This window comes from Streptosporangium sp. NPDC002524 (genome assembly GCF_040295985.1).
In the GTDB taxonomy this organism is placed as follows: domain Bacteria; phylum Actinomycetota; class Actinomycetes; order Streptosporangiales; family Streptosporangiaceae; genus Streptosporangium.
Window position 1 is genome coordinate 235869 of sequence record NZ_JBEOWK010000010.1, and the last position, 12020, is coordinate 247888.

13 protein-coding genes are annotated in these 12020 nt (G+C 70.9%); 7 read left to right on the forward strand and 6 right to left on the reverse strand.

Annotation, left to right across the window (positions count from 1 at the left end):
- Positions 1-367: 367 nt before the first annotated feature.
- From ABT053_RS19610 to ABT053_RS19625, 4 genes are all read left to right on the forward strand, one after another.
- On the forward strand, positions 368-1105 hold the full coding sequence (locus tag ABT053_RS19610) for a pyrimidine reductase family protein (RefSeq protein WP_350970508.1): 738 nt from the start codon (positions 368-370) through the stop codon (positions 1103-1105).
- A gap of 273 nt (positions 1106-1378) precedes the next feature.
- Positions 1379-1750: a hypothetical protein gene (locus ABT053_RS19615; RefSeq protein WP_350970509.1), complete on the forward strand. Its 372-nt coding sequence runs from the start codon at positions 1379-1381 to the stop codon at positions 1748-1750.
- Between the two features lie 224 nt (positions 1751-1974).
- The gene (locus ABT053_RS19620; RefSeq protein WP_350970510.1) at positions 1975-2364 is read left to right on the forward strand and encodes a hypothetical protein; all 390 of its coding nucleotides are present in this window, start codon (positions 1975-1977) and stop codon (positions 2362-2364) included.
- Positions 2365-2380: 16 nt separating this feature from the next.
- Entirely contained in the window at positions 2381-3190 is an 810-nt protein-coding gene (locus tag ABT053_RS19625; protein WP_350970511.1) for a hypothetical protein, read from the forward strand.
- A gap of 275 nt (positions 3191-3465) precedes the next feature.
- Here the strand turns inward: ABT053_RS19625 and ABT053_RS19630 are convergent, their stop codons facing one another.
- Together ABT053_RS19630 and ABT053_RS19635 are read right to left on the reverse strand one after the other, a co-directional pair.
- Positions 3466-3918 (reverse strand): YbaB/EbfC family nucleoid-associated protein, encoded by a 453-nt coding sequence (locus tag ABT053_RS19630; RefSeq protein ID WP_350970512.1) that lies wholly within the window; start codon positions 3916-3918, stop codon positions 3466-3468.
- A 172-nt stretch (positions 3919-4090) separates the two neighbouring features.
- Positions 4091-4597 carry an NUDIX hydrolase gene (locus tag ABT053_RS19635; RefSeq protein ID WP_350970513.1) on the reverse strand — a complete coding sequence of 169 codons (507 nt, stop codon included), beginning with the start codon at positions 4595-4597 and terminating at the stop codon, positions 4091-4093.
- 755 nt (positions 4598-5352) lie between these two features.
- Here ABT053_RS19635 and msrB point away from each other — a divergent pair.
- The gene (gene msrB, locus ABT053_RS19640; protein ID WP_344746678.1) at positions 5353-5754 is read left to right on the forward strand and encodes a peptide-methionine (R)-S-oxide reductase MsrB; all 402 of its coding nucleotides are present in this window, start codon (positions 5353-5355) and stop codon (positions 5752-5754) included.
- Between the two features lie 171 nt (positions 5755-5925).
- Positions 5926-6081 carry a hypothetical protein gene (locus tag ABT053_RS19645; RefSeq protein WP_350970514.1) on the forward strand — a complete coding sequence of 52 codons (156 nt, stop codon included), beginning with the start codon at positions 5926-5928 and terminating at the stop codon, positions 6079-6081.
- 145 nt (positions 6082-6226) lie between these two features.
- On the opposite strand, the gene ABT053_RS19650 is transcribed toward ABT053_RS19645, so the two are convergent.
- The 3 genes from ABT053_RS19650 to hemG all read right to left on the reverse strand — a co-directional run bounded on the left by ABT053_RS19650 (position 6227) and on the right by hemG (position 9388).
- Entirely contained in the window at positions 6227-6760 is a 534-nt protein-coding gene (locus ABT053_RS19650) for a hypothetical protein (protein WP_350970515.1), read from the reverse strand.
- Between the two features lie 481 nt (positions 6761-7241).
- Positions 7242-7943: a hydrogen peroxide-dependent heme synthase gene (gene hemQ, locus ABT053_RS19655; protein ID WP_350970516.1), complete on the reverse strand. Its 702-nt coding sequence runs from the start codon at positions 7941-7943 to the stop codon at positions 7242-7244.
- A 2-nt stretch (positions 7944-7945) separates the two neighbouring features.
- A complete protein-coding gene (gene hemG, locus ABT053_RS19660; RefSeq protein WP_350970517.1) occupies positions 7946-9388 on the reverse strand; it encodes a protoporphyrinogen oxidase in 1443 nt (480 codons plus the stop codon).
- 147 nt (positions 9389-9535) lie between these two features.
- Here hemG and ABT053_RS19665 point away from each other — a divergent pair, with 147 nt between their 5' ends.
- On the forward strand, positions 9536-10645 hold the full coding sequence (locus ABT053_RS19665) for a DUF4349 domain-containing protein (protein ID WP_350970518.1): 1110 nt from the start codon (positions 9536-9538) through the stop codon (positions 10643-10645).
- Positions 10646-10869: 224 nt separating this feature from the next.
- Here the strand turns inward: ABT053_RS19665 and hemE are convergent, their stop codons facing one another.
- Positions 10870-11907 (reverse strand): uroporphyrinogen decarboxylase, encoded by a 1038-nt coding sequence (hemE, locus tag ABT053_RS19670; protein WP_350970519.1) that lies wholly within the window; start codon positions 11905-11907, stop codon positions 10870-10872.
- Between the last annotated feature and the right edge of the window lie 113 nt (positions 11908-12020).

Sequence of the window (12020 nt, forward strand, 5' to 3'; positions counted from 1 at the left end):
GACAAGCCCCACACAGCCCTCCCGTGTCTCCCAGGATGCATCATGTATCGGGAGCCGTCCGAAGTCACTACAAGCCGTCACAACCGTTATCGCCCATACCGAGAAAGCTCACAGGCCGCCTCCGCGCGGAGGTAGGACACCTCGTGGCACGAAGGCGGGGGCGGTCCCCGCACGGTCTCCGTACCATCTCCGCACGGTCTCCGTACGGAGGTGCGGCGGCTTCCGTGAAGGTGAGCGGCGTCCGTGCGGACGTTGGACGGTCTCCACGCAAGGTGGGACGGCTTCCGTGCGGACGTCGGGCGGTCACCACGGAAGGTGGGGCGGTCTCCGTGCGGACGTCGGGCGGTCTCCGTGCGAAGGTTGGGCAATGCGTCTCATCCATCCCGAGAGCTCGGCCGAGGTCGACCTCGCGCGGGCCTACGCCTACCCCGCCGGACCGTGCCTCCGGATCAACATGGTCGCCAGCGCCGACGGCGGGACCTGGCTGAAGGGGTTGTCGGGCGACCTGTCCGGCAGGGGCGACCGCCACGTCTTCTGGGTGCTGCGCGGGCTGGCCGACGTCGTCCTGGCCGGGGCGGCGACCGTACGGGCCGAGGGATACGGCCCGGCACGGCCCAGGCCGTCATGGCGAGGGCTGCGCGAGGGCCGCCCGGCCGCCCCGCCGGTGGCGGTGATCACCCGCGGGCTCGACCTCGACCTGTCGGGCCCGCTGTTCGCCGAGGCGGAGCCGTACGCGCGGACGATCGTCATCACCTGCGAGGCCGCGCCCAGGGAGCGGCGCGAGGAGGCCGCCAGGCACGCCGACGTGATCGTGGCCGGGGACGAGCGGGTGGATCCGGCGCTCGCGATGCGGGAGCTCGCAGAGCGCGGCCTGAACCGGGTGCTGTGCGAGGGCGGCCCGAAGGTCAACGCCCAGCTGGCCGCCGCCGGCCTGGTCGACGAGCTCTGCCTCACGGTGAGCCCGCTGCTGATCGGCGGAGACGCCGCCAGGGTCCTCGACGGCCCGTCCTCGCTCGCGCGCCTGCGCCTGGCCCACGTCCTGGAGGACGAGGGGTTCCTCTTCACCCGGTACGTCCGGCGGCCCGAGGAGGCCGTGACTCCCTGAATCCCCGAGTCCTTGAGTCCTTGAGTCCTTGAGTCCCCGAGTCCCGGAGTCCTTGAGTTCCTGAGTCCCGGAGTCCTTGAGTTCCTGAGTCCCGAACTCCCCGAGTCCTTGGGTTCCTGAGTCCCCGAGTCCCTGAACCCTTGGATCCCCGAGTCCTCGATTCCCGGAACTCTCGGCACGAAAGTGACGCGGGGCTCGAAAGACTCCCGCGATCCGCGAGGCCGGGGCGGTGTCCGTATGGACATCATCGCAAAGAAGCGATATATCTCGAATATGCCTCGAACATCTTCCTCCGGTGACGAACTGCGCGCCTCGATCGAGGCCCGTCGGCACCTCGGGCCGGAATACGAAGACTCCCTCGTCGAGGGCTTCCTGGAGAAGGTGGACCAGGAGATCGACAAGCGGGTGGACGACCGGATCGCCGCCCGCGCACGCAAGGAGAGCCCCGCGGTCCGCCCCTCCGTGGACGCCGGGCAGCGGCTGGCCCTGGCGATCATCTCCCTCGGGCTCGGCGTGCCGGGAACGATCGCGATCTCCTTCTCCGAGCTGGGCGACTCGCTCCTCGGGTTCATCCTGGTGCTCATGTGGGTCGGGATCATCGGCGTGAACGTGTCGTTCACCCTCGGACGGCGCCGCCAGGGCTGATCTTCACCTTCACCATCCGCTCCCGCGCCGGACAGACGCGCCCGGGAGGTTTCCCGGCACGGCGGACCCCGCCCGTGCCGGGTATTTTTTGATCTTTATCACAAAGGTCGAAAGATGCCTGTGATGTTAGAGCTACTCCTGGTTTACTCCTCGTTCATGGATAGGAAATCCGGAGTCGTGCCACGGGGGCGTGGCGCGCATGACATCCAGGAGGCCGGCGCACGGTGGTCGACGTCAACACCGAGGCCCTCAAGGCCGCGACCCAGAACCTGATCAGCACCCTCCGCCCCATCGCGGAGCAGATCGACAACCTGGCCGGGGGCACTCATCTCGACCCCCTCCAGTGGGGCGCCATCGGCGCGGTCACGGTGGCCAACAACTACACACCGGCCCGTGAGTACCAGTCCAAGCAGGCCGCCGACTTCGTCAAATGCCTCGACGGCATCAACGCCGGGCTGCTCAGCGTGGTGCTCCACTACCGGGAGGCCGAGCTGGCGACCGCCACGCGCGTACAGGACGCGCAGAAGCTGGCCGACCTCCCAGGAAAGATCGCCCTGGACAGGTCCGACCTCGAAACGGCGACGCAGGGCAAGGACCTGGGGCCCACCGACTAGACAGAGGGGAGGCCCCATGGCGGGCGAAGAGGCTTTCACCGGTGCCCTCGTCGAGGGCGCCGTCATCGGCGGGATGAAGGCCCTGGGCACGTACGGCCCCGCGTGGGCCGGCAGCCTGGCGAAAATTCAGCTGGCCGGGACACTGGCGAAACCCGCGGCGGGCGCGGCGGCCGTATGGCTGCTCGCCCAGCCGTGGGACGACGAGGCGATCACCAAGGTCTTCAACGACTGGCGCACGATCAACCTGAAGGTCGCGCACCTGCGGACCAGGGAGTGGGACGACGAGCTCAAGGCGATCCAGGCCGCCTGGCCGGAGGGTGCGGACCGCAGGGCCTTCGACACGTTCATGGGGGTGGTCTACCACGAGGTCCAGCAGTTGGAGACGGCCGCGCTGCAGATGGCCAACGCGGTGCAGAGCGCCCAGTCCGACATCTCCAAGATCGTCAACAACGCCGGGGTGGTCGTCGACAGCCTCCTGGGCATCATCATCGCCTCGGAGATCGCCGAGCTGATCGGCAAGCGCCTGATGGCCTCGCCCACACCGGCGACCGTCGCGATGGGCACCGCGATGGTGGCGGCGGCCAACGCCACCAAGGCGTCGTCCGGGCTGCTGCTGATGGGCACCGCGGTCAACACGATCGTCGGCGCGACGGCGGCCATCATCTTCAGCATGGGCAACCTGACCGCGCTGATGAGCGCGGACAACCAGTTCCCCATGCCGCAGGCCAACCTCGACAGCGACGGCACGGACGGCAAGACGGACTTCGACGACATCACCCGCAGGAGCGCGACCAGATCACCGGGCGAGGGCTGGTCCTACACCTGATTCCCGCGCCTGATCATTCCCGCGCCTGGTCGCGAACGTGGGGCGGGGACGCGAACCGCCCCCGCCCCACGTCCCGCACAACACGCCAGGTCCCACGCCTGTCGCACGTCTCGCACGGCCACGTCGGCTCTCGCACGTGGCCGCACCTCGCGTACGACCGCGCCAGGTCACACTCGCCGCGCGTCTCGTACGACCGCGCCAGGTCTCATACTTGCCGCGCGTCTTGTACGGCCACGTCAGCTCTCGTACGTGGCCGCATGTCCTGTACGGCCGTGTCAGCTCTCGTACTTGTCGCGCAGTTCCCGCAGGCTCCGCAGTGCCTCGGCCACCTGCGGGTCCGCGGTGATGCCGGCTCCGGGGGCGAGGCTGGGCATCCGTCCCTGCAGTGCCTCGCTGAACCCCGTCATGCCGCCGAGCAGGGGCGCCAGCACCTCGTCCATCCGGGCGGCCGCCACCTTCGAGGCCTCCCCGACGGCCTCCATGATCGCCTCTCCCAGCGCCTCGGAGCCCAGTCTCATGGCCCTGGGGTTGATGTCGACGCCCAGCAGGGCCCCGCCGGGAGCGACCTCCACCTTCACCAGCCCGTCGGCCGCCTCGCCCCGGGCCCGCATCCCGGCCAGTTCCTCGTGCATCCCCTCGTACCGCGCCGAGAGCTTGTCGAACCCCTCCGCCAGCCGGTCCACCTCAGGGTTGCCCGTCCGCCCGAAGCGGCCGTCAGCCGTGGTCATCCGAATCCTCCCGTGAACACCTCAAGATCAAAGAACGCAACCTGCACTCTATTACCCCGTCGAGCGACAACACGGGCAGACAGCCCTCATCACTCCGCACGACGGCGTACGACGCCAGAACCCGCGTCCCGCCCCTCCCTCGACGGCGGCGAGACTCCCCCTGAGTGGCCGGTCAGGAACGCGCGGCCGACCAGCCGATGTGGGGGGCCGCGTGGGCGAGGAGGCCCGGCAGCGCGGGGTGGAGACCGCTCGGCAGCTCGCCCTCGCCGAACCAGGTGAGGTTCCCAATGCGGTCCGGCTCCGACAGCGTGACCTCCCCCGGGTCGACCAGCACCGCGAACTGTACGGACACCCAGTGCGTCAGCAGCTCGCCCGAGGTCCGCCTCACATTGGCCACCCCCACCTGGACCAGCTCCAGGACGGTGGCGCCGAACTCCTCCCCCACCTCGCGCCGGACGCACTCCTCGAAGTCCTCGCCGAACCCGAGCTCGCCCGCCCCGGAGTCCCACACCCCACGGCTGTCCCTCGCCTTGGTACCGCGCAGGTGCAGGAGGACACGACCCTCGCCGTCGTGGCAGACGAAGCTGCAGCTGACCCCGATGTGGGAGCGTCCGGCCGGGCGGGGATCGACGGGGGCCGGATCGTGGGCGCGGTCGCGGTCGCGGTCGCGGTCGTTCAAGGGGTCCGTCCTGGGTGAGGGAAGGCGCGGGCGGCCGCCCGCCGGTCGGGATCAACCGTAGACCAGCCGGGAGCCGGGCCGTCGCGGCGGGATCGGGGTCGCCCACGCGTGGTCAATGGGTGCCGGGACGCGCGCCTGGAAGCCCCCCCAAGCCGAGGGGCGAGAAAGCAGGGAGTGCCTTCAAGGAAGAGCGGGAAGTGCCCTCAAGAACGACATACGGGGGCTGGGAAGGCCTTCACAGGCGGGCTGCGCGAATGGGTAGGGTCCGCCCCGGAGCCGCCACGGCGGCGGGACCGGGCACTCGACGGGACGGACCGCACAATCACCTGCCGTACCCGCCGGTGTCCGGGCGCTGGCGCGCCACCCGGGCCACGGCCTTGGAGCCGGTCCGCGATGCGCGGAACGGCCGGCAGATGACCTCACCCCTCAACGGGAAGGTGAATCACCCTCCACACCTCTAAAGACGCCAAAACGGTCACCAAAGGATGCTTCACCCGTCAAGATTTTTACGGGCGTGCCCTCTGGGTTCGCCATCCGGCTGGGCTCGTCCTCTGGGTTCGCCATCCAGGTTCGCCATTCGGGTTCACCCTCCGAGCTCGCCCCGGGTTCGCCACCCGGGTTCGCCATCCGGGCATCCCGCCCGCGCGTACCGTCCGGGCGTACCAGCTGAACGCGCCCATCAGGGCGCGCCGGCCGGGCGGCCGGTACCTGGACGCGCCCCGCGGCCCGCTTCCGCGACCGCATAGTCTGGTGGCATGGACAAGGTGGTAAAGAGCGACGCCGAATGGCGCGTCCAGCTCTCTCCCGAAGAGTTCCGCGTGCTCCGCCAGGCGGGGACCGAGCGCCCCTTCACCGGAGAGTACGTCGACACCAAGACAGTGGGCGTCTACAGCTGCCGCGCCTGCGGCACCGAACTGTTCCGGTCCGACACCAAATTCGACAGCCATTGCGGCTGGCCCAGCTTCTACGAGCCGTCGAAGTCCGAGGCGGTGACGCTGATCGAGGACCGCTCGATGGGCATGACCCGCGTCGAGGTCAGGTGCGCGACCTGCGACTCCCACCTCGGCCACGTGTTCCACGGCGAGGGCTACGGGACGCCCACCGACGACCGTTACTGCATCAACTCCGTCTCGCTGAGGCTGGAGCCCGTCGAGTAAGCTGCCCGCTCACGCGCGGAGGCCCCGCCGGACCGACCTCCGGCGGGGCCTCCACGCGCTCGGACAGTCATATCGCTCCGTTCGGGAGGTTAGCCTTCCGCCAGGAGGGGCAAAGCGAGATGACGCGTAGTACTCGGACATCTCCGCAGCGTGTTCCTCTAAGGAGTCCCCGTGCATCTCCGCCATAAATGGGAGATCGTCGAGACCATCGGCCGGGTGGTCACCCAACGCTGCTCGGTCTGCGGCAGGACCAGGGTCCGGGTGATCTCGGCGACGCGCGGTGCCGGCCACCGCGCCCCCGAGAGCGACTACCGCGGGCTCGGGTAAGTGAGACGACACCTTGACCGAGACGACGCCTTGCCCGCGAGCCCGACACCGGCGTTCGACTCCGAAGGCGAACACCGCAGGCTCGGGTGGACAAGACAAAGCCTTCGCCCGTGAACCCTGCGCCGGCGTTCGCCCCCGAAAGCGACTACCGCGGGCTCGGATAGGTGAGACGGCAGTCGGAGTCGTCGGGGCCGAGGACGTTGGCCAGGACCGGGTTGCCGTTCTCCCCGAACTCGGCCTGGACGAAGACCACGGGGCTGGGCATGCCGAGCTCTCCGACGAGATAGTCGACACCCGCCTCGCAGAGCTTGATCGCCTGTTTCGAGTTGTCCGCCGTCTGCGGCAGATCCGTATATATCCGTAGATAGCCGCCGACCATGCGGATGTCCTTGACCCGCTTGGTCGCCTTGCGGCTCTCGAAGTAGGCGACCGCCTTCTTGTCGGTGTGCTTGGAGGGCCCCGACGCCTCGGTCTCCCTGTCCTTCTGGCGTTTCTTCTCGGCCTTGGCCCGCTTCTTGGCCGTCTCCTCGCTCTCCTTGCCCTTCCCGTCCACCTCGGCGGCGACCACCGTGCCGGCCGCGGGAGCCCCGGGCGGTGCCATCGCGGCCACGCCGCCGGGAACCGGCACCCGAGCCGTCCCGCCCTCGGGGGCCGCTCCGCCGGAGAACCACCCGCTCACCGCGAGGGCCCCCACCGCGAAGGCGGCGACGGCTGCCGAGACCTCGAGAACGTGCGAGCGGGACTTCTTCCTACGGCGCCCCCGCGCACGCCGCCTGGACCGTGCCAGACCTTCGCCCCTTTGCACCCTTGGCCTCACATAGACAGGTGATTTTCCCTGAGTATGACAAAGCAAATGGGGAGTAAAGAGACCTTCGGCGGATTATTTTTCCGGCGGCCGTCACCGGAGACACACCCGTCACCTCGCGAAACTCGCGCAACACCCGGAACCTCCGGAACCCGCGTGGCCCGCGTGGCCCACAGCCTTCACTAGCCGGGCCCGGGAACTCACGAGATCCCCGAGCCCCACAAAACCCACGGGATTCGCGGCCTTCGCGGGAGTCACCGGAACCGCGCCTCCGCCACCGGGCCGGACCGGACCGGCACCCCGGAAGCGAAGACGAGGACGGAGACGGAGACGAGAGCGGAGGAACGCGCGAGGGCTACGGCAGCGCCGCGATCAGCTCGCTCGGGTGCTTGCGGACCCCCGTGTAGAAGGGAATCTCCTCGCGGGTGTGCCGCCGGGCCTCGGCGCCGCGCAGGACGCGCATCAGGTCGACGATGCGGTGCAGCTCGTCGGCCTCGAACGCCAGCATCCACTCGTAGTCGTTCAGCGAGAAGCAGGCGACGGTGTTGGCCCGTACGTCGGGGTAGTCGCGAGCCATCCTGCCGTGCTCGGCGAGCATGCGGCGGCGGTCGGCGTCGTCCAGCAGGTACCACTCCAGGGAGCGCACGAACGGGTAGACGCTCACGTACGCGCGCGGCTCCTCCTCGGCCAGGAAGGCCGGGATGTGCGACTTGTTGAACTCGGCGGGGCGGTGCAGCGCCATCGCCGACCAGACCGGCTCGGCCAGCTGCCCCAGCCCGGTGCGGCGGAAGCGCGAGTAGGTCTCCTGCAGGTCCTCGGCCGTCGGGGCGTGCCACCAGAACATGAAGTCGGCGTCGGCGCGGAAGCCCGCCACGTCGTACAGGCCGCGGGTGACCACGTCCTTCTGCCCCATCTGGGCCATGAGCTCCTCGACCTCGGCGGCCATGCCCTCGCGGTGTCCCGGGCAGCGCTCCCTCATCCTGAAGACCGACCACATCGTGTAGCGGATCACCTGGTTCAGGTCGCGTGCCTTGGGCCTCGGGTTCCCGTCCGTCATCGTCACCCCTTTGTCAACGAATCGGTGCTGTCACGCCATTCTCCCGTGGGATCCAGGTGGTCGAGAATCCGGGCCGCCGCGGTGCGGGCGGTGGCGACGCAGGCGGGGATGCCGAGGCCGTCGTAGGCGGCGCCGCACAGGGCCAGGCCCGGCTGCTCGGCCGCGGCGGCCCGGATGCGGGCCACCCGGTCGAGGTGGCCCACCTCGTACTGCGGCAGGGAGCCTCCCCAGCGGGTCACCCGCGAGTCGCGGGGCAGCCCGCGCACGCCCATGACCTCGACCATCTCGGCCATCGCGAGCGCGACCAGCTCCGCGTCGTCGCGCTGGAGCACGGCCTCCTCGCCGAGCCTGCCGATCGAGCAGCGCAGCAGGACCAGGCCGGGGTCGCTCTCCGCCAGGTGCGGCCACTTGACCGAGCTGAACGTGGCGGCCTTGATCGCGCGCCCGTCGACGGCCGGGACCAGGTAGCCGCTGCCGGTCGGCGGCTTCGGGAACGCCTCGCGCGGATAGGCGAGGGTGACGATCGCCATGCTGGCGTACTCGATCCTGGCCAGCTCGGCGGCGGCCCGGGGCACCTCCTCGGCGAGCAGGCGGCTCGCCGCGGGGGCCGGGACGGCGACGATCACCGCGTCGGCCTCGACGGTCTCCGGCGCGGGGACGGGGCCGGTGACCAGCAGCCAGCCGTTCTCGGTCCTGCGCAGCTCCCTGACCGTGACACCGGTCCTGATCTCGGCCCCCGAGGCGGCGGCGACGGCCTCGGGCAGGCTGCCCATCCCCCGGCTCAGGGTGGTGAAGACGGGCCCGGCGTCCTTGGGGGCGTCGTCGGCGATCTCCCTCGCCGCGGTGAGCAGCGACCGCTCGGACCTGGCCGCGATCGCGATCCTCGGCATGGTCGCGTCCAGCGAGAGCCGCTCGGCCCTGCCCGCGTAGACGCCGCCGAGCAGCGGCTCGACGAGCCGGTCGACCACCTCCTCGCCCATCCTGGCCCGGATGTACGCCGCCACCGACACGTCGTTGGTGACGCGCGTGGCCGGGAGGATGTGGTCCAGCGGCACCCGGGCCAGGCCCGCGGGGCTCAGGACGCCCGACCTGGCCAGCGCGAGGACGTCGGAGGGGACGCCCATCACGTGCCCCTCGGGCATGGGCCGCAGCACGCCCCTGCTCAGGATGCCCGCCTTGGTGGTGCCGGGGAGCCTCAGCTCGTCGCCCAGCCCGGCCATCCTGGCCAGCTCCTTGCCCTCGGGCCGCCGGGCGAGCATCGCCTCGGCCCCCGCGTCCATCGCGACGCCCGCCACCTCGGTGGCGTGGAGCTTTCCGCCGATCCTCGGGGCGCCGTCGAGGACGGTCACCCTGAGGTGCTCACCGTGCCGCCGCAGGTGCCACGCGGCGGCCAGCCCGGCGATCCCGCCGCCGACGACCACCACGTGCCTCCGCTTGCCTTCCATGACCCCAGACCGTACCGGTCCCCCCTGCCGGCCGCGCATCCCGCCCGGCGCCCCTGGCGCCCCCGTGACCCGACGGCGCGCAGAACGTGACGCCATCGTGACTGCCCCTCGCCGAACTCCTCCCGCGCACTCGCCGTCATGATGTTCATGAGCAGATTCCGGTACGGCCCGCGCCTCGCGATCCCCCTGGTGGGCCTGGCGCTGTTGGTGTCCGCCTGCGCGAGCAACGAGGTACAGAGCACGTCCGACCTCGCAGCCCCCGCACCCGCCGCCGAGTCCAACGCCGGCGGCTCCGGCGTACGGGCCCCCGAGGCGGATTCCGCCTCCCGGCAGGCCGCGGGCAAGGACGCGGCGTCCCCGGACTCCCAGAACACCGCCCAGGTGCGGGTGGTCCCGGAGGACCGGGCGATCGTCTACACCGCGGAGATGACGGTCAGGGCCAAGGACGTCACCGCGGCGGCGGACCGGGCCCGGCAGATCGTCACCACCGCGGGCGGCTACCTGGCCAGGGAGAGGTCGGACGCCCACTCCGACGGCGAGGGTTCCGCGACCCTGGTCTTCAAGATCCCTCCGGGCAACTACCCGGGAACGCTCGACCGCCTGGGCAGGGATCTGGGCACGCGCGAGTCGCTGCAGCAGAACACCAAGGACGTCACCGAGCAGGTGGCCGACGTGGAGAGCCGGCTGAAGTCGGCCAAGGCCGCGCTCGACTCGCTGCGCACGCTGCTGAAGCGGGCCAACACCATCGGCGAGGTACTCGAGGTGGAGCGGGAGGTCTCCAACCGCGAGAGCGAGCTGGAGTCCCTGCAGGCCAGGCAGCGCACCCTCGCCTCGCAGACGAGCATGGCGACGCTGACGCTGAACCTGGTCGGCCCGGCGGCGGTGGTCCAGGAGCCGGACGACGAGCCGTCCGGCTTCTTCGGCGGGCTGGAAACGGGGTGGAAGGCCTTCGTCTCCGCCGCCAAGATCGGGCTGACGCTCCTGGGCGTACTGCTCCCCTGGCTGGTCCTGATCGGCCTGGTCTGGCTGGTGCTGGCCTTCCTGCTCCGCCTGCGCCGCGGCGGGCGGGACGAACGTGGCGGACCGGGCGGGCCGGGCTGGCGGGGTGACAGGCCGCTCGCTCCCCCGCCCGCCGACCCGGACCCCGCGCCGGTCGAGAACGAGGAGGACGCCGAGGACGAGAAGGCCGAGGACGACGACGCCGACGAGGGACCCGTCCCCATGAGCCCGCGCAGGGGCGGCACCCCCGCCGGATGACTGCCCGGGCGAACATTTTCGGATGAGCGGTCCCGGGCGAACGTCCTCGGATGACCACCTCGGGCGAACGTCCTCGGGTAAGCGGTCCCTGGTGACCGTCCCGAGCAGTCCCCGCGTGACCGTCCCCAGATGAGAGTCCGGGGCGGACGTCCCCGCGTGACCGCCCCCGGACGGACGTCCCCGGGCAGGCAGCCCCGGGCGGACGTCCCCCGGGGGCGGGACGGTCAGCGGGCCGAGGCCTCGTGGACGAAGTCGGTGAGGCGGGCCAGCTGGTCGGGGTCGGTGCCGGGCAGCACCCCGTGACCCAGGTTGAACACGTGGCCCTCGATCTTGGACGCGCGGGCGAGGATGTCGCCCGCGCGGCGCTCGACGACCTCCCACGGGGCGAGCAGGATCGCCGGGTCGAGGTTGCCCTGCAGCGCCTTGCCGGGGCCGACCCGCTGGGCGGCCTCGTCGAGCGGGACCCGCCAGTCGACGCCCACGACGTCGGCCCCCGCCTCGCCGAGCAGGCCGAGCAGCTCGCCGGTGCCGACGCCGAAGTGGATGCGCGGGACGTCGAGACCGGCGAGGCCCGCGAAGATCCGGCTGGTGTAGGGGAGGACGAACTCGCGGTAGTCGTCGGGCGAGACCGCCCCCACCCAGGAGTCGAAGAGCTGGACGGCGGAGGCCCCGGCGGCGAGCTGCACGCGCAGGAAGCCCAGGGTGATCTCGGTCAGCCGGTCCATGAGGGCGTGCCACAGCTCGGGCTCGCCGTACATCATGGCCTTGGTGTGGTCGTGGTTCTTGGAGGGGCCGCCCTCGATGAGGTAGGACGCCAGCGTGAACGGCGCCCCCGCGAAACCGATCAGGGGGGTCGCGCCCAGCTCCTTCGTCAGCGCCTGGACGGCCTCGGTGACGTAGGAGACGTCGTCGGGCTCGATCGGGCGCAGCGCCTTGGCCGCCTCGGCGTCCCTGATCGGCGCGGCCACCACCGGCCCGACGCCGGGCTTGATGTCGAGGTCGACGCCGATCGCCCTGAGCGGCACGACGATGTCGCTGAAGAGGATGGCCGCGTCCACGCCGTAGCGGCGGACCGGCTGCATCGTGATCTCCACGACCAGCTCGGGGGTGGCGCAGGCCGTGAGCATCGGCACCCCCTCGCGGAGCGCCCGGTACTCGGGCAGCGAGCGGCCGGCCTGGCGCATGAACCACACCGGGGTGTGGGAGACGGGCCGGCGGCGGCAGGCGCGCAGGAAGGCGGAGTCGGCGGGCTCGGAAGTCACCCCACCAGGGTGCCATGTCGGGGGACCGGTCGGCTCACCAAGCCCGCCGTCCGGCAAGACCGATACGAAATCACCGACTATTCAATGAGATCCCACCTCACACCACCCAGACA

What these genes read in the sequence shown, in the direction of transcription:
- hemG (WP_350970517.1), bottom strand. Translation starts at nt 9,388, where the DNA reads ATGGAAGGCAAGCGGAGGCACGTGGTGGTCGTCGGCGGCGGGATCGCC.
- ABT053_RS19625 (WP_350970511.1), top strand. Translation starts at nt 2,381, where the DNA reads ATGGCGGGCGAAGAGGCTTTCACCGGTGCCCTCGTCGAGGGCGCCGTC.
- ABT053_RS19610 (WP_350970508.1), top strand. Translation starts at nt 368, where the DNA reads ATGCGTCTCATCCATCCCGAGAGCTCGGCCGAGGTCGACCTCGCGCGG.
- hemQ (WP_350970516.1), bottom strand. Translation starts at nt 7,943, where the DNA reads ATGACGGACGGGAACCCGAGGCCCAAGGCACGCGACCTGAACCAGGTG.
- msrB (WP_344746678.1), top strand. Translation starts at nt 5,353, where the DNA reads ATGGACAAGGTGGTAAAGAGCGACGCCGAATGGCGCGTCCAGCTCTCT.
- ABT053_RS19665 (WP_350970518.1), top strand. Translation starts at nt 9,536, where the DNA reads ATGAGCAGATTCCGGTACGGCCCGCGCCTCGCGATCCCCCTGGTGGGC.
- ABT053_RS19615 (WP_350970509.1), top strand. Translation starts at nt 1,379, where the DNA reads ATGCCTCGAACATCTTCCTCCGGTGACGAACTGCGCGCCTCGATCGAG.
- ABT053_RS19630 (WP_350970512.1), bottom strand. Translation starts at nt 3,918, where the DNA reads ATGACCACGGCTGACGGCCGCTTCGGGCGGACGGGCAACCCTGAGGTG.